The 14,833-nt window shown below is 71.9% G+C and carries 12 protein-coding genes and 2 pseudogenes; 10 read left to right on the forward strand and 4 right to left on the reverse strand.

Annotation, left to right across the window (positions count from 1 at the left end):
- The first annotated feature begins 127 nt into the window (after nt 1-127).
- Together AB0K92_RS14965 and pruA are read left to right on the forward strand one after the other, a co-directional pair.
- Nucleotides 128-1,054, forward strand: a complete 927-nt coding sequence (locus AB0K92_RS14965) for a proline dehydrogenase family protein (RefSeq protein ID WP_365922848.1) — start codon at nt 128-130, stop codon at nt 1,052-1,054.
- Between the two features lie 38 nt (nt 1,055-1,092).
- Nucleotides 1,093-2,724 carry an L-glutamate gamma-semialdehyde dehydrogenase gene (gene pruA, locus AB0K92_RS14970; protein WP_365922850.1) on the forward strand — a complete coding sequence of 544 codons (1,632 nt, stop codon included), beginning with the start codon at nt 1,093-1,095 and terminating at the stop codon, nt 2,722-2,724.
- A gap of 34 nt (nt 2,725-2,758) precedes the next feature.
- On the opposite strand, the gene AB0K92_RS14975 is transcribed toward pruA, so the two are convergent.
- The gene (locus AB0K92_RS14975; protein ID WP_365922852.1) at nt 2,759-3,322 is read right to left on the reverse strand and encodes a GNAT family N-acetyltransferase; all 564 of its coding nucleotides are present in this window, start codon (nt 3,320-3,322) and stop codon (nt 2,759-2,761) included.
- A gap of 86 nt (nt 3,323-3,408) precedes the next feature.
- Between AB0K92_RS14975 and AB0K92_RS14980 the strand changes: the two genes are divergently transcribed.
- Together AB0K92_RS14980 and AB0K92_RS14985 are read left to right on the forward strand one after the other, a co-directional pair.
- A complete protein-coding gene (locus AB0K92_RS14980) occupies nt 3,409-3,954 on the forward strand; it encodes a GNAT family N-acetyltransferase (protein ID WP_365922854.1) in 546 nt (181 codons plus the stop codon).
- Between the two features lie 230 nt (nt 3,955-4,184).
- A complete protein-coding gene (locus AB0K92_RS14985; protein ID WP_277347415.1) occupies nt 4,185-4,316 on the forward strand; it encodes a hypothetical protein in 132 nt (43 codons plus the stop codon).
- Between the two features lie 17 nt (nt 4,317-4,333).
- Here the strand turns inward: AB0K92_RS14985 and AB0K92_RS14990 are convergent, their stop codons facing one another.
- Nucleotides 4,334-5,875 carry a metallophosphoesterase family protein gene (locus AB0K92_RS14990; RefSeq protein ID WP_365922856.1) on the reverse strand — a complete coding sequence of 514 codons (1,542 nt, stop codon included), beginning with the start codon at nt 5,873-5,875 and terminating at the stop codon, nt 4,334-4,336.
- A 130-nt stretch (nt 5,876-6,005) separates the two neighbouring features.
- Here AB0K92_RS14990 and AB0K92_RS14995 point away from each other — a divergent pair, with 130 nt between their 5' ends.
- Together AB0K92_RS14995 and AB0K92_RS15000 are read left to right on the forward strand one after the other, a co-directional pair.
- Nucleotides 6,006-7,049, forward strand: coding sequence for a 3-isopropylmalate dehydrogenase (locus tag AB0K92_RS14995; RefSeq protein ID WP_365922858.1), 1,044 nt, complete (start codon nt 6,006-6,008; stop codon nt 7,047-7,049).
- A gap of 264 nt (nt 7,050-7,313) precedes the next feature.
- A complete protein-coding gene (locus AB0K92_RS15000) occupies nt 7,314-8,402 on the forward strand; it encodes a branched-chain amino acid aminotransferase (RefSeq protein ID WP_365922860.1) in 1,089 nt (362 codons plus the stop codon).
- On the opposite strand, the gene AB0K92_RS15005 is transcribed toward AB0K92_RS15000, so the two are convergent.
- On the reverse strand, nt 8,399-9,874 hold the full coding sequence (locus AB0K92_RS15005; protein ID WP_365922862.1) for a cytosine permease: 1,476 nt from the start codon (nt 9,872-9,874) through the stop codon (nt 8,399-8,401). The genes AB0K92_RS15000 and AB0K92_RS15005 overlap by 4 nt on opposite strands.
- A gap of 146 nt (nt 9,875-10,020) precedes the next feature.
- Between AB0K92_RS15005 and ureA the strand changes: the two genes are divergently transcribed.
- The 4 genes and pseudogenes from ureA to AB0K92_RS15025 all read left to right on the forward strand — a co-directional run.
- On the forward strand, nt 10,021-10,716 hold the full coding sequence (gene ureA, locus AB0K92_RS15010; RefSeq protein WP_365922864.1) for an urease subunit gamma: 696 nt from the start codon (nt 10,021-10,023) through the stop codon (nt 10,714-10,716).
- Nucleotides 10,713-12,425, forward strand: coding sequence for an urease subunit alpha (locus tag AB0K92_RS15015; RefSeq protein WP_365922866.1), 1,713 nt, complete (start codon nt 10,713-10,715; stop codon nt 12,423-12,425). Before ureA ends, AB0K92_RS15015 begins: the two co-directional genes overlap by 4 nt.
- A 35-nt stretch (nt 12,426-12,460) precedes the next feature.
- Nucleotides 12,461-13,489 carry an agmatine deiminase family protein gene (locus AB0K92_RS15020; RefSeq protein WP_365922868.1) on the forward strand — a complete coding sequence of 343 codons (1,029 nt, stop codon included), beginning with the start codon at nt 12,461-12,463 and terminating at the stop codon, nt 13,487-13,489.
- A gap of 86 nt (nt 13,490-13,575) precedes the next feature.
- Nucleotides 13,576-14,208 (forward strand): annotated as a pseudogene (locus AB0K92_RS15025) (amino acid permease); the annotation flags it as partial.
- 69 nt (nt 14,209-14,277) lie between these two features.
- Here AB0K92_RS15025 and AB0K92_RS15030 read toward each other — a convergent pair.
- A pseudogene (locus AB0K92_RS15030) lies at nt 14,278-14,823 on the reverse strand (DUF6223 family protein); the annotation flags it as partial.
- Between the last annotated feature and the right edge of the window lie 10 nt (nt 14,824-14,833).

A 14,833-nucleotide genomic window follows, 5' to 3' on the forward strand; every position in this document is an offset into this window, starting at 1 on the left:
GGCACGGATGCGTGACAGCTGTCGATGGCCGACGATCGGAGGGATCCTTAGGTTTCACGGTGGTTCTCCGTGCCGTACCCGAATCGTCGGGTAACGGACGATGGTTGGCAGTATGTGGAGGTGCCCCGTGCTGGGTCCCGTGATTCTCGCCGCGTCGCGCAGCGACCGGATGCGACGCCTGATCTCGGCGGCGCCGGTGACCAAGCAGGTCGTCGACCGCTTCATCCCCGGCGAGACCGTCGACGACATCGTCCCGATCATCGAGGACCTCACGGCCAAGGGCCTGGAGCTGACGATGGACGTCGTCGGCGAGGACATCACCACCCCGGAGCAGGCCACCGCCGCCCGCGACGCCTACCTGGAGCTGATCGAGCGGATCAAGCCGCTGGAGCTGGGCGAGCGCGTCGAGATGTCCGTGAAGCTGTCCATGTTCGGCCAGGCGCTGGAGGGCGGCCACGAGCTGGCGCTCGCCAACGTCCGCCCGGTCGTCGAGGCCGCCGCCGCCATCGGGACCACCGTCACGCTCGACGCCGAGGACCACACCACCCTCGACTCGATGTTCGCCATCCACGAGGAGCTGCGGAAGGACTTCCCGCAGACCGGCTGCGTCATCCAGGCCTACCTCTTCCGCACCGAGGCCGACGCCCGCCGCCTCGCCGCGAACGGCAGCAGGGTGCGGATCGTGAAGGGCGCCTACAAGGAGCCCGCGTCCGTCGCGTACCAGGACAAGCACGAGATCGACAAGGCGTACGTCCGCATCCTGAAGATCCTGATGGAGGGCGAGGGCTACCCGATGATCGGGTCCCACGACCCGCGGCTGATCGCCATCGCCCAGGAGCTGGCCCACCAGGCCGGCCGCAAGCTCGACGAGTACGAGTTCCAGATGCTCTACGGCATCCGCGGCGACGAGCACCTGCGCCTGGCCGCCGAGGGCCACCGGATGCGCGTCTACACCGCCTACGGCACCGACTGGTACGGCTACTTCATGCGCCGCCTCGCGGAGAAGCCCGCCAACCTGCGCTTCTTCCTCCGCTCGATGGTCAGCAAGGGCTAACCCGAACACCCGCTCACGTACAAGGAGTTACGGATCTCATGGACGCTGTGACCCAGGTCCCCACCCCCGTCAACGAGCCGGTGCACGGCTACGCCCCCGGCTCGCCCGAGCGCGCCCGCCTGGAGGTCAAGCTCAAGGAGCTGGCCGAGAACCCGATCGACCTGCCCTGCACGATCGGCGGCGTCAAGCGGATGGGCGGCGGCGAGGCCTTCCAGGTCGTCCAGCCGCACAATCACAAGGCCGTCCTCGGCACCTACCGCAACGCCACCAGGCAGGACGCCCAGGACGCCATCGACGCGGCCCTCGCCGCGGCCCCGGCCTGGCGCGCGATGTCCTTCGACGACCGCGCGGCGATCCTCCTGCGCGCCGCCGAGCTGCTGGCCGGCCCGTGGCGCGAGACCATGGCCGCCTCCACCATGCTGGGCCAGTCCAAGACCGCCCAGCAGGCCGAGATCGACACCCCCTGCGAGCTGGTCGACTTCTGGCGCTTCAACGTCCACTACGCCCGCCAGATCCTCGCCGAGCAGCCCCCGGCGAACTCCCCGGGCGTGTGGAACCGCCTGGACCACCGCCCGCTGGAGGGCTTCGTCTACGCGATCACGCCGTTCAACTTCACGGCCATCGCGGGCAACCTGCCCACCGCCCCGGCCCTCATGGGCAACGTCGTCGTGTGGAAGCCGTCCCCGACGCAGACCCACGCCGCCGTGCTGCTGATGCAGCTGCTGGAGGAGGCCGGTCTGCCCAAGGGCGTGATCAACCTGGTCACCGGCGACGGCCTGGAGGTCTCCGAGGTCGCCCTGAACCACCGCGACCTGGCCGGCATCCACTTCACCGGCTCCACCAAGACCTTCCAGTACCTGTGGAAGACGGTCGGCCAGAACATCGAGAAGTACCGCTCCTACCCGCGCCTCGTCGGCGAGACCGGCGGCAAGGACTTCCTCGTCGCCCACCCGTCGGCCGACCGCGCGGTCCTGAAGACCGCCCTGACCCGCGGCGCCTTCGAGTACCAGGGCCAGAAGTGCTCGGCGACCTCCCGCGCCTACATCCCGGCGTCCATCTGGAACGACGGCTTCAAGGAGGAGTTCGCCGCCGAGGTCGACTACCTCACCATGGGTGACGTCACCGACCTGTCGAACTTCATCGGCGCCGTCATCGACGAGCGCGCCTTCGCCAAGAACAAGGCCGCCATCGACCGCGCCAAGAACGACCCCACCTGCACGATCGTCGCGGGCGGCTCCTACGACGACTCGGTGGGCTATTTCGTCCGCCCGACCGTCATCGAGTGCACCGACCCCGAGAACGAGGTCTTCACCACCGAGTACTTCGGCCCGATCCTCGCCGTGTACGTCTACGAGGACGACAAGTACGACGAGATGCTGACCCAGATGGAGTCCGTCTCCGACTACGCCCTCACCGGCTCCGTCATCGCCAACGACCGCGCGGCGGCGGCGTACACCATGGAGAAGCTGCGCTACGCCGCGGGCAACTTCTACATCAACGACAAGTCGACCGGCGCCGTCGTCGGCCAGCAGCCCTTCGGCGGCGGCCGCGCCTCCGGCACCAACGACAAGGCCGGCGCCCCGCAGAACCTGCAGCGCTGGACCCTGACCCGCGCCATCAAGGAAACCCTGGTCCCGCCGACCGACTACACCTACCCGCACATGGGCTGACACACCCCGGAAACGGGTGAAACGGGCCGGGTCCTCACACGGACCCGGCCCGTTCGGCGTCCCCGCCGCCGGGAGCGCCCAGGCGGTACAGCACACAGCGGCGCAGCGGCCCCTCGGGCACGGCCGGGTCGTCGAAGTCGTCGGCCGGGTCGTACGTCATGCCCAGGCGGCGCATCACGGCCCGTGAGCGCAGGTTGTCGTGCGTGGTCACGGCGAGGATCTCCGGCAGGCCCAGCTCGGCGAAGCCGTACGCGAGCGCCGCGCGGGCGGCCTCCGTGGCGTAGCCGTGGCCCCAGGCGGAGCGGGCGAGCCGCCAGCCCGCCTCGACGCCGGTGAACGGCTGGCCCTCCTCGACCGGGTCGAGGCCGGTGAAGCCGATGAACTCGCCCGTGCCGCGCACTTCGACCGCCCAGAATCCCCAGCCGCGCGCGTCCAGGCCGGCCTGGAAGCGGGCGACGCCGGCGTCGGTCCGCTCCCGGCTGGGCACGCCGGGCAGATACCGGCGCACCTCCGGGTCGGTGTTGAGCGCGGCCCACGGGGCCAGGTCGTCGTCCCGCCAGGAGCGGAGCAGCAGGCGTGCGGTGCGCAGTTCCGTCATCGGGGCACCGTAGGCCGCGTGGATCATGCCCGGCGACCGAAATAAACCGGCGGAAACCGCCTGGCGCGCCTCGCGATACTGAGCCCATGACCACCACGACCACCGTGCGCACCGCCCACACCGCCGACCTCACCCCCGCCGAACTCACCGCCGTCCGCTCCCTGTTGCACGACGCCTTCGACGGCGACTTCGCGGACGAGGACTGGGACCACACCCTGGGCGGGATGCACGCGCTCGTGCACGACGAGCGGGGGCTCGCCGCGCACGGGGCGGTCGTCATGCGGCGGGTGCGCTTCCAGGGGCGGTGGCTGCGCACCGGGTACGTGGAGGGCGTCGCCGTACGGCGGGACGCGCGGCGCCGAGGGCTCGGCGGCCGGGTGATGGCCGCTCTGGAGGGGGTCATCACCCGCGCCTACGACCTCGGGGCCCTCTCCGCGAGCGACGACGGCGCCCTGCTCTACACCGCCCGCGGCTGGTGCGCGTGGAGCGGACGGATCTGCGCGCTCGGGCCCGGCGGGATCGTCCGGCTGCCCGAGGAGGAGGGCAGCACCTATGTGTGGCCCGTGCCGGCCGCGGCCTCGGACCCGCTCGCCGAGCTTGTCTTCGACTGGCGGGACGGAGACGTGCTGTGACACTGCTCCGACCTGGGCCGTCTCAGATAGTAGGAAGTCCGAGTAATTGTGGAGACAGACGCTCCGTCCTCACCTACTTTTGTAGGAGCCGAACGTCTCGCTCGACCCAGCGACTGGCGCTCGTGAGCCGGGCCCGTGCAGGCAACCCCTGCGGCACCGCAGCTCCGCGCCCATCCGGCGTCTCGTGAACCCCTTTCCGAGCTCCCGTCCGTCGAAGGAGTCGATTCCCCATGGCCGAGACGACCGTCCGCCGCCGAGTCCGCCACGCCTCCCGCATCAGCGAGTCCGACCGCAAGAACGCCGCCGCGGCCCTCCAGCGCGCCCTCGACCGCCGGGACAACGGCGGCTCGACCGGCCACTGAGAGCCGCGGCCCGGCGGTCAGCCGCCCCTGCGCACCTCGAAGTGGTCGATCCGCTCCCCGTTCCCGGCGAGCGCCGACACCGTGAGCCGGGGGGCCGCGCCGCCCTCCGCCTCCACCTTGAGGAACGAGAAGCCGCGGTAGCGCACCCGTGACCACTCCACGGTCTCCGGCTGCGCCTTGCGCGACTTCGTCCAGTGGAACGTCGGCACGGCCTCCCGGTCGGCGACCTTCCCCTCGTAGCTCTCCGGCACCCCCGCCGGGAAGCCGTACAGGTCCTTGCCGCCGCCGCCCGCGGTGACGTACACCGTTCCGTCGCGCGCCGGATCGGTGGAGCCGCCCACCGGCACCGGCCTGCCCACCTCGCCGCCGCGGATCGCGTCGGTGCGCTCGTAGACGTGGTTGTGCCCGTTGATCACCAGGTCCACCCGGTGCTCGGCGAACAGCGGCACCCACTCCGCGCGCACCCCGCCGTCGGAGGCGTGCGAGGAGGTTGAGTAGGCGCAGTGGTGGAAGAAGACCACGACGAAGTCGACACCCCGGTCGGCGCGCAGCTCGCGCAGCTTCTTGTCCAGCCAGGCCGTCTGCCGGCCCTCGCTGTGACCGAGGTTGGCGGGGATCTCGTAGGACACGTCGTTGGCGTCCAGCGCGATGACGCCGACGTTGCCGTAGGTGAACGCGTACACGCCCGGCGCCCGGCGCGGGTCGAAGCCGCTGTCCGGCAGGGACCAGCGGGCCCACTGGCCGCCGTAGCCGTCGGGCGAGTACCAGGCCTCCATGTCGTGGTTGCCGGTCGTCACCATCCACGGCACCGAGCGCGCCACCGGCTCGGTCTGCCGCAGGTAGTGGTCCCAGTGGGTCGCGTCGTAAGCGTCCGAGGTCAGGCCCTTGCCGGTCGGGTCGGCGTAGCAGATGTCCCCGGCGTGCAGGTGGAAGGCCGGGTTCTGGCGCAGCAGCAGCGCGTTGTTGGCGGCGGCGGCCTCGCCGACGCCCTGGTCGCCGAAGGCGGTGAACACGAACCGGTCCGCCTTCGCCGGCGCGGTGCGGAAGGTGCCGAGGGCGGCGCGGTGCTCCGGCGCCGCGGGGTCGTGGCCGTCGTGTCCGACGCCGTAGTGATACGTCGTGCCGGGCAGCAGGCCGTCCAGGGCGGCGTGCACGTAGTACTGCTCGACCGCCGCGCGCACCCCCGGCAGCTCGGGTGTGCGCAGGGCCCGCACCTCCGCCTCGATCCGGCCGCCCAGGTCGTCGGGACGGGTGCCGATGCGCACGAACGGGCGGCGCACCCGCGCGGGCACCTGCCAGGAGATCCGCATCCCGGTGCGCGGGTCGGGGCCGAAGGCGAGGTGGCGGCCGAAGGGGACGACGGAGGAACCGGGCGGCCGGGAGTCGGCGTGGGCCGGGGGCCGGTCCGGTCCGCAGCCGGTCAGCAGTCCGCCCGCGACGGCCCCGGCCGTCACCAGGGCGCGGCGCCGGGTGAGGGTCGCGCGCAGATACTCATGCTGCTCTGCCATGCTCATCCGGGCCGCGAGCCGGGCCGGGACACCGAAGTCGGGGATCTCCATGCCGGTGAACTTCCCAGCGTGGGCCGACAGCCGCGCGTCATACGGGTGAACCGTGGATGGCGACCCGCACGGCCTGTCCGCATCGCGGACAGCGCGTGTCATCACATGGGACGAGGAGTAGGGTGCCCGCATGTCTCGCAGCATCGATCTCGCAGTGATCCCGGGTGACGGCATCGGCCAGGAGGTCGTGGCCGAAGGCCTGAAGGTCCTCTCCGCCGTCCTTCCGCAGGATGTGAAGCTGGAGACCAAGGAGTACGACTTCGGCGCCAAGCGCTACCACGCCACCGGTGAGACCCTCACCGACGCCGACCTCGACGCCCTGAAGCGGCACGACGCCATCCTGCTGGGCGCGATCGGCGACCCGAGCGTCCCCTCCGGCGTCCTGGAGCGCGGCTTCCTGCTCAAGCTGCGCTTCGCCTTCGACCACCACGTCAACCTGCGGCCGTCCAAGCTGCTGCCGGGCGTGGAGACGCCGCTGAAGGGCCAGCCGGAGATCGACTTCGTCGTGGTCCGCGAGGGCACCGAGGGCCCGTACACCGGCAACGGCGGCACCATCCGCAAGGGCACCGCGCACGAGGTCGCCACCGAGGTCTCCGTCAACACGGCCTTCGGCGTCGAGCGCGTGGTCCGCGACGCCTTCGCCCGCGCCCAGGCCCGCCCCCGCAAGAAGCTCGCACTGATCCACAAGAACAACGTGCTGACCTTCGCGGGTCACCTGTGGACGAACATTTTCAATAAGGTGGCCGCGGAGTACCCGGAGGTCACCACCGAGTACATGCACGTGGACGCGGCGACCATCTACCTGGTCACCCAGCCCGAGCGGTTCGACGTGATCGTCACCGACAACCTGTTCGGCGACATCATCACCGACCTCGCCGCGGCCGTCTCCGGCGGCATCGGCGTCGCCGCCAGCGGCAACATCAACCCCAGCGGCGAGTTCCCGTCCATGTTCGAGCCCGTGCACGGCTCGGCCCCCGACATCGCCGGCCAGGGCAAGGCCGACCCCACCGCCACGGTCCTGTCCGTCGCGCTCCTGCTGCGCCACCTCGGCTACGACGCCGAGGCCGACCGGATCGACGCGGCGGTCGCCGCCGACCTCACCGAGCGCGCCGGCAAGCCCGCCCGCTCGACCTCCGAGATCGGCGACGCGCTCGCCGTACGCGTAGCCGGCTGAGGCCCGGCGCGCACCTCCTCGCAGCAGCCGTCGGGTCCCTTTCCAGGCACCCGGCGGCTTTCGCGTGTCCCCCACCGGGTGCCACCATCGACCCCTGGGCCGCCTCCACCCCGTTCCTTCCGCCGTGCGCCGCGCGAGATAATCGAACGCGGAGCCGCGGAATGAGGGAGAGCTCGGACGTCCAACCACCGGCCGGAAGCGGCCGGTGCGGGCGGATCAGCGGATCGGCGGCCCGTCACTACAACCGGTGAAGGACAACCACTCATGACGACGCCCACGATCGAGCTGAAGCCCTCGGCCAACCCGCTCTCCGACGCGGAGCGGGAGGCGATCCTCGCCAGCCCGGGATTCGGCCGCCACTTCACCGACCACATGGTGACGATCAAGTGGACGGAAGGCCGCGGCTGGCACGACGGACAGCTCGTGCCGTACGCGCCGATCCCCCTCGACCCGGCCACCACGGTCCTGCACTACGCGCAGGAGATCTTCGAGGGCCTGAAGGCCTACCGTCAGCCCGACGGCTCGGTCGCCACCTTCCGGCCGGACCAGAACGCGCTGCGCTTCCAGCGCTCCGCGCGCCGGCTCGCCATGCCGGAGCTGCCGGTCGAGACCTTCATCGAGGCCTGTGACGCGCTGGTCCAGCAGGACAAGGCGTGGGTGCCCGCGCACGGCGGCGAGGAGTCCCTCTACCTGCGCCCGTTCATGATCGCCACCGAGGTGGGGCTGGGCGTGAAGCCCGCCAACGAGTACCTGTTCCTCGTCATCGCCTCCCCGGCCGGCGCCTACTTCCCCGGCGGCGTGAAGCCCGTCTCCATCTGGGTCTCCGAGGACCGCGTCCGCGCCGTCCCCGGCGGCATGGGCGACGCCAAGACCGGCGGCAACTACGCGGCCTCCCTGCTCGCCCAGGCCGAGGCCGCCGCCAAGGGCTGCGACCAGGTCTGCTACCTCGACGCCGTCGAGCACCGGTGGGTCGAGGAACTGGGCGGCATGAACCTGTACTTCGTCTACGGCGACAAGATCGTCACCCCGACCCTCACCGGCTCCATCCTGGAGGGCGTCACCCGCGACTCCCTCCTCACCGTCGCCCGCGACCTCGGCTACGAGGCCGAGGAGGGCCGGGTCTCCGTCGACCAGTGGCAGCGCGACTCCGGGAACGGCACCCTCACCGAGGTCTTCGCCTGCGGCACGGCCGCGGTGATCACCCCGGTCGGCACGGTCAAGCGGGCCGGCGGGGAGTGGCAGCAGAGCGGCGGAGAGCCCGGCGAGGTCACGCTGCGCCTTCGCCAGGCCCTCCTGGACATCCAGCGGGGCACGGCCGAGGACAAGCACGGCTGGATGCACAAGCTGGGTTAGGCCTCGGCGGCCGTGGTGGTGGCCGTCGCGGACTCGGGTTCCGCGGCGGCCCTTTCCTTGCCCTGGCCGTTACGGCCCGTACGGCCCGTACGACCTGTACGGCTGGTCAGCGCCAGGTACGCCGCACCGCCCACCGCACCCGACAGCAGGAAGCTGACGTCGATCCCGCCGGTGAGGGCCAGCAGCGGCCCCTCGTACGACGGCAGGGCGACCGCCGGCACGCCGACGGCCGCGCCCAGCGCCCAGGAGACGGTGGCCGGGATGTTCCAGCCGGCCGTGAACCAGTACGCGCCGCCCCGCGCCCGGCGGTTGAACACCTGGAGCGCGTCCGCGTCGTAGACCCCGCCGCAGCGGACGAAGCCGATGAGGGTGACGACGGCCCACGGCGTGCCGATCGCGGTGAGCAGCAGCACGAAGGACGTCATCGCGGTCTGCGCCTCGATGGCGAAGTGCCCGGCGAAGACGCAGGCCGTGGCGAGCACGGCGACCGTACAGGTGGCCCGCGCCCGGGACAGCCGCGGCAGGATCGCGTCCAGGTCGAGGCCCATCGAGTAGAGCATCAGACCCGCGTTGCCCACCGAACCGGCCGAGGCGGCGAGCAGCAGCGGCAGCAGGTACCAGGCGGGGGCGGCCTCGGCGAGCGGCCCCGCGTAGTCGAGGGCGGCGCGGGCGGCGAACGACGTGAAGGTGCCGAACAGCTGCGGCACCAGCAGGCCGAGCAGCAGGCCCACCCAGGTCGCGTGCAGGACCTTGCGCGGGGTGTGGCGGGCGGGGGAGATGTAGCGGGTGTAGTCGCCGAGCAGGGTGATGAAGGCGACCGGCCCGGACAGGCCCGCGGCCACCGCCGCCAGCACCCACGTCTGCCAGAACCCGCCGAGCAGATAGCCGCCGGTCTCCGGGAGCGCGGCCGTGGTGAAGTCCGGGGCGTAGGCGATCACGCCGAGGACCAGCAGGGCCGTCATGCCGATCGCGAGCAGGCGGGACATCGCGAGCAGCACCCGGTAGCCGTAGACGGCTCCCGCGACGGTCGCCGCCGCCAGCAGGCCGTAGACCAGGACGTACGCCAGGTCGTCCGCGGGCAGGCCGACCAGCCGGCCCAGCACCCGCACCGTGACGTCGCCGCCGATCCACACCGTCAGCGCGGTGTAGCCGAGGGCGAGCAGCAGGCCGACGACCGAGCCGACGAGCCGGCCGCGCACCCCGAACTGGGCGCCGGAGGAGGTGGACAGGTTGGTCGCGGTGCGCAGCGAGATCAGCGCCAGCGGGGCGGTGAAGGCGATGCCGGCCAGGGTGCCCACGACGATCGAGCTGACCGACGCCCACCAGTCCAGCCCGAAGGACGGCGGCAGCCAGCCGAAGACGATCACTCCGAGGCAGAGATTGGAGCCGAGCAGGATCGACACCAGGTCACGGGGCGTGCTGGTGCGTTCCTCCTCGGGGATGGTGTCGACTCCGCGCTGTTCCATCGGCATGGGCTGGTCTCCTTCGACGCCGCCTGACAGTTTTGAACGGCGCTCAATGTGGCGTGGCTCAAGGTGGCCCGTCAATGCTTCAACTGCGAGAATCTTGTTTTAGAGTGATGCTCTAATCTTGGGGAAGGCAAGGAGGTGCCCGCGTCATGAGACTGACCCCCACGGAACGTGACCGGCTGCTGCTCTTCGGAGCCGCCGAGCTGGCCCGCGCCCGCCGCGCCCGCGGCCTGAGGCTCAACGTGCCGGAGGCCACGGCGCTCATCGCGGACACCGTCTGCGAGGCCGCCCGCGACGGGAAGCGGCTCGCCGAGGCCGTCGAGGCGGCCCGGTCCGTGCTCGGCCCCGACGACGTCCTGCCCGGCGTCGCCGACGTGGTCACGGAGGTCATGGTCGAGGCCGTCTTCGACGACGGCTCCCGGCTCGCCGTCGTCTCCGACCCGCTCGGCGCGGGCCTCGGCGAGCGGGGTCCGGGCGCGCTGCTGCCGGGACCGGCCCACTGTGATCCGGAGCCCGTGGTGCGGCTGCGGGTCACCAACACCGCGGGCGTACCGGTCTCCGTCACCTCGCACTTCCACTTCTTCGAGGCCAACCCGCGGCTCGACTTCGACCGCGCCGCGGCCTACGGCATGCGGCTCGCCGTCCCCGCCGGATCGTCCGTGCGCTTCGGGCCGGGCGAGAGCGACGAGGTCGGCCTGGTGCCGATCGGCGGCGACCGGATCGCGATCGGCTTCGCCGGACTGGTCGACGGGCCGCTGGACGCGCCGGGCGCGAAGGAAGAGGCCCTGCGCCGGGCCGCCGCCTGCGGATACCTGGGAGTTCCCAGCGAGGAGGGAAACCGATGAGCCGCCCCGGAGGGCACCCCGCCGAAGCCCGCCGCCTCACCCCGTACGAGTACGCCGCCACCCACGGTCCCCGCGCCGGCGACCGCATCCGCCTCGGCGACTCCGGCCTGACGATCGAGGTCGAGTCCGACGCGCAGCGCTACGGCGACGAGTTCCTCGCCGGATTCGGCAAGACCGCCCGCGACGGACTGCACCTGAAGGCCGCCGCCGTCCGCGAGACCTGTGACGTCGTCATCAGCAACGTCGTCGTGATCGACGCCGTGCAGGGCATCCGCAAGGTGTCCATCGGCATCCGCGAGGGCCGGATCTGCTCCATCGGCCGGGCCGGCAACCCCGACACCCTCGACGGGGTCGACGTCGTCGTCGGCACCGGCACCTCGATCGTCTCCGGCGAGGGCCTGATCGCCACCGCCGGCGCCGTCGACACCCACGTCCACCTGCTGTCGCCGCGCATCATGGAGGCCTCGCTCGCCTCCGGCGTCACCACGGTCATCGGCCAGGAGTTCGGCCCGGTGTGGGGCGTCGGCGTCAACTCGCCCTGGGCCCTCAAGCACGCGTTCAACGCGTTCGACGCCTGGCCCGTCAACATCGGCTTCCTCGGCCGCGGTTCGTCCTCCCACGAGGCCCCGCTGATCGAGGCACTCGCCGAGGGCGGCGCGTCCGGGTTCAAGGTGCACGAGGACATGGGCGCCCACACCCGCGCCCTGGACACCGCGCTGCGCGTCGCCGAGGACCACGACGTCCAGGTCGCCCTGCACAGCGACGGCCTGAACGAGTGCCTGTCGGTCGAGGACACCCTGCGCGTCCTGGAGGGCCGTACGATCCACGCCTTCCACATCGAGGGCTGCGGCGGCGGACACGTGCCCAACGTGCTGAAGATGGCGGGCGTGCCGAACGTCATCGGCTCCTCCACCAACCCCACCCTGCCCTTCGGCCGGGACGCGGTCGCCGAGCACTACGGCATGATCGTCTCCGTCCACGACCTCAAGCCGGACCTGCCCGGCGACGCCGCCATGGCCCGCGACCGCATCCGCGCCGGCACCATGGGCGCAGAGGACGTGCTGCACGACCTGGGCGCCATCGGCATCACCTCGTCCGACGCGCAGGGCATGGGCCGCGCGGGCGAGACCGTCCGCCGCACCTTCGCCATGGCCGGGAAGATGAAGGCCGAACTCGGCGGCCCGGACACCGGCCACGACAACGAGCGCGTCCTGCGCTACATGGCCAAGCTCACCATCAACCCGGCCATCGCGCACGGCCTCGCCCACGAGGTCGGCTCGATCGAGACCGGCAAGCTCGCCGACATCGTGCTGTGGCGCCCCGAGTACTTCGGCGCCAAGCCGCAGCTCGTGCTCAAGGCGGGCTTCCCGGCGTACGGCGTGGTGGGCGACCCCAACGCGGCCACCGACACCTGCGAACCCCTCGTGCTGGGCCCGCAGTTCGGCGCGCACGGGGCCACCCCGGCCGACATCTCCGTCGCCTTCGTCGCGCAGGCCGCCCTCGACCAGGGCCGCGACACGCTGCCCACCCGCCGCCGCCGGGTCGCCGTGCGCGGCACCCGCGGCATCGGGCCGGCCGACCTGCGCCTGAACTCCCGTATCGGAGCGGTCGACGTCGACCAGCGCACGGGCCTCGTGACGCTGGACGGCGAGCCCCTGCGCTCCGAACCGGCCGACTCCGTCTCCCTCAACCGCCTCTACTTCCTCTGACCCTGACTCTCACCCTGACTCCCTGGGACCTCTTCATGACCTTCCGCATGCCCCCCGAGTGGGCCCCGCACGAGCGCACCTGGATGGCCTGGCCCGGCCCCAACCCGACGTTCACCACGGACGAGGAGCTGGCCGAGGCCCGCGCCGCCTGGGCGTCCGTGGCCCGCGCGGTGCGCCGCTTCGAACCGGTGACGATGGTGCACGGCCCCGGCCAGGCAGAGTCCGCGCGGGAACTGCTCGGCCCGGACGTCGACCTGGTGGAGCGCGAGCTGGACGACGCGTGGATGCGTGACATCGGGCCGACCTTCGTGGTGGACGAGGCGGGCCGGCTCGCCGCCGTGGACTGGGTGTTCAACGGCTGGGGCGGCCAGGACTGGGCCCGCTGGGAGCACGACTGCAAGATCGCCCGCCATGTCGCCGACCTCGCCGCAGTCCCGGTGCTGAGCAGCACCCTCGTCAACGAGGGCGGCGCGATCCACGTCGACGGCGAGGGCACGGTCCTGCTGACCGACACCGTCCAGCTCGGCTCCGGCCGCAACCCCGGCTGGACCCGCGAGCAGGTCGAGGCGGAGATCCACGCCAAGCTCGGCACCACCAAGGCGATCTGGCTCCCGCACGGCCTGGCCGGCGACTACGGCATGTACGGCACCCAGGGCCACGTCGACATCGTCGCCGCCTTCGCCCGGCCCGGCACCGTCCTCGTGCACAGCCAGCGCGACCCCGCCCACCCCGACCACGCCCGCTCCCGGCTGTACCTGGACATCCTGCGCAACCAGACCGACGCCAAGGGCCGCCCCCTGGAAGTCGTGGAGATCCCCGCGCCCACGGTCCTGAAGGACGAGGACGGCGACTGGGTCGACTACTCCTACATCAACCACTACCTCTGCAACGGCGGCGTCGTCCTGTGCGCCTTCGACGACCCGAACGACGAAGTCGCCGCCGGCATCTTCCGCCGCCTGTTCCCCGACCGGACCGTCACGCTCGTCGACGCCCGCCGGATCTTCGCGGGCGGCGGAGGCATCCACTGCATCACCCAGCAGCAGCCGAAGGTTGCTGGTCGGTGAGGTGACCTGGGATTTTTGCCGACGGGCTGTTGGCGTTAGTTAGCTTGAGCCAGCTCCAGTCGACTTGGGATGAGCAAGATCTCTCGGTCCGCGACCCGACCCACACCATCCCGCGGGCAATCCCGATCGCACTGGCATCACTTTCGTCGTCTACGCCCTCGTCGCGGTCTCGGTCCTGATGGTGCTGGGCCCGGACGGGCTGGCCGAGGCGACAGCGCCGCTGTCGGACGCCGCACGGGCCGCGGGAGCCGACTGGCTCGCCCCCGTCGTCCACGTCGGTGCGGCCGTCGCCGCGCTCGGCTCCCTGCTCGCCCTCATCCTCGGCGTCTCCCGCATCACCCTGGCGATGGCCCGCGACCGGCACCTGCCCCACGCCTTGGCCGCCGTCCACCCCAATTCCGGGTCCCGCACCGCGCCGAGGCTCCTCGTCGGCGCCGTCGTGGCCGTGCAGCCGCGACCGGGGACCTGCGCGGGGCGATCGGCTTCTCCTCCTTAGGCGTTCTGGTCTACTACGGCGTGGCCAATGCCTCCGCCTGGACCCTCACCCCCGACGAGGGCCGCCCGGCCCGCGTCATTCCGGTCGTCGGGCTGGCTGGCTGCCTCGTCCTGGCCTTCGCCCTGCCCGTGTCCTCCGCTCCGTGATCTGGGGAGCCGCGGTCCTCGCCGTCGGCGTCGCCGCGTACGGGGTCCGGCGCGCGGTGGCCGCACGCATGCCGTGACCTGGTGACGGTCGCACGGTCATCCGGCCGGCCGGCCGGTCGGCCGGTCGGCCGGTCGGCGTGGCGGGAGCGGGTCAGCGCCCGGCGGCCGAGGAATACGGCGCCCAGCCCCAGCGGGATGGCTGCGATGGCACCGACGAGCCCGTTGCCGGTGCCGGGGCCGCCGCTGGATGTGGCCAGGTGCAGCAGCGCGAGGACCGTGCCGGCCAGCCCTGCCGCGATGGCCGACATCCCGCCGGTGCGCGCGTTGCCGGTGCTGATCCGGTCGTCGGCGCGGGCCAGGGCCAGCCAGCCGATGGCCAGCCCGAGTGCCCCTACCCCGAGGGCCAGGTTGGCGCCGGTCCGCCCGTCGCCGATGATTCCGCCCTCGGCGGTCGCCAGCAGCGCTGCTGATGCACTCATAACCGCTCTCCTCCTTCTCCGTCGCTGATTGCGAGGTTTGATGTGCCTTGAGCATGCGAGCCGGACCTCCGGCCGGTCGTCCGACAGGCGCAGGCACTTTCCGCTGCCGCCGCTGCGGCATCCGAATACTGCGGATGCCGCAGACGGCGCGCTGGTACCGCACATGCGGTAGCCGACCGCTCGTCCGTGAGCCGGACTCGCCCGTAGCCGCATGCGGCTACGG

The sequence above is a fragment of the Streptomyces sp. NPDC052687 genome, from assembly GCF_040678395.1.
GTDB lineage: Bacteria > Actinomycetota > Actinomycetes > Streptomycetales > Streptomycetaceae > Streptomyces.

Excerpts from the sequence above, each read along its gene's own strand:
- AB0K92_RS14985 (WP_277347415.1), top strand. The coding sequence starts at position 4,185 with ATGGCCGAGACGACCGTCCGCCGCCGAGTCCGCCACGCCTCCCGCATC.
- ureA (WP_365922864.1), top strand. The coding sequence starts at position 10,021 with ATGAGACTGACCCCCACGGAACGTGACCGGCTGCTGCTCTTCGGAGCC.
- AB0K92_RS15015 (WP_365922866.1), top strand. The coding sequence starts at position 10,713 with ATGAGCCGCCCCGGAGGGCACCCCGCCGAAGCCCGCCGCCTCACCCCG.
- AB0K92_RS14990 (WP_365922856.1), bottom strand. The coding sequence starts at position 5,875 with ATGGAGATCCCCGACTTCGGTGTCCCGGCCCGGCTCGCGGCCCGGATG.
- AB0K92_RS15005 (WP_365922862.1), bottom strand. The coding sequence starts at position 9,874 with ATGCCGATGGAACAGCGCGGAGTCGACACCATCCCCGAGGAGGAACGC.
- AB0K92_RS14975 (WP_365922852.1), bottom strand. The coding sequence starts at position 3,322 with ATGACGGAACTGCGCACCGCACGCCTGCTGCTCCGCTCCTGGCGGGAC.
- AB0K92_RS15000 (WP_365922860.1), top strand. The coding sequence starts at position 7,314 with ATGACGACGCCCACGATCGAGCTGAAGCCCTCGGCCAACCCGCTCTCC.
- AB0K92_RS15020 (WP_365922868.1), top strand. The coding sequence starts at position 12,461 with ATGACCTTCCGCATGCCCCCCGAGTGGGCCCCGCACGAGCGCACCTGG.
- AB0K92_RS14995 (WP_365922858.1), top strand. The coding sequence starts at position 6,006 with ATGTCTCGCAGCATCGATCTCGCAGTGATCCCGGGTGACGGCATCGGC.
- pruA (WP_365922850.1), top strand. The coding sequence starts at position 1,093 with ATGGACGCTGTGACCCAGGTCCCCACCCCCGTCAACGAGCCGGTGCAC.
- AB0K92_RS14980 (WP_365922854.1), top strand. The coding sequence starts at position 3,409 with ATGACCACCACGACCACCGTGCGCACCGCCCACACCGCCGACCTCACC.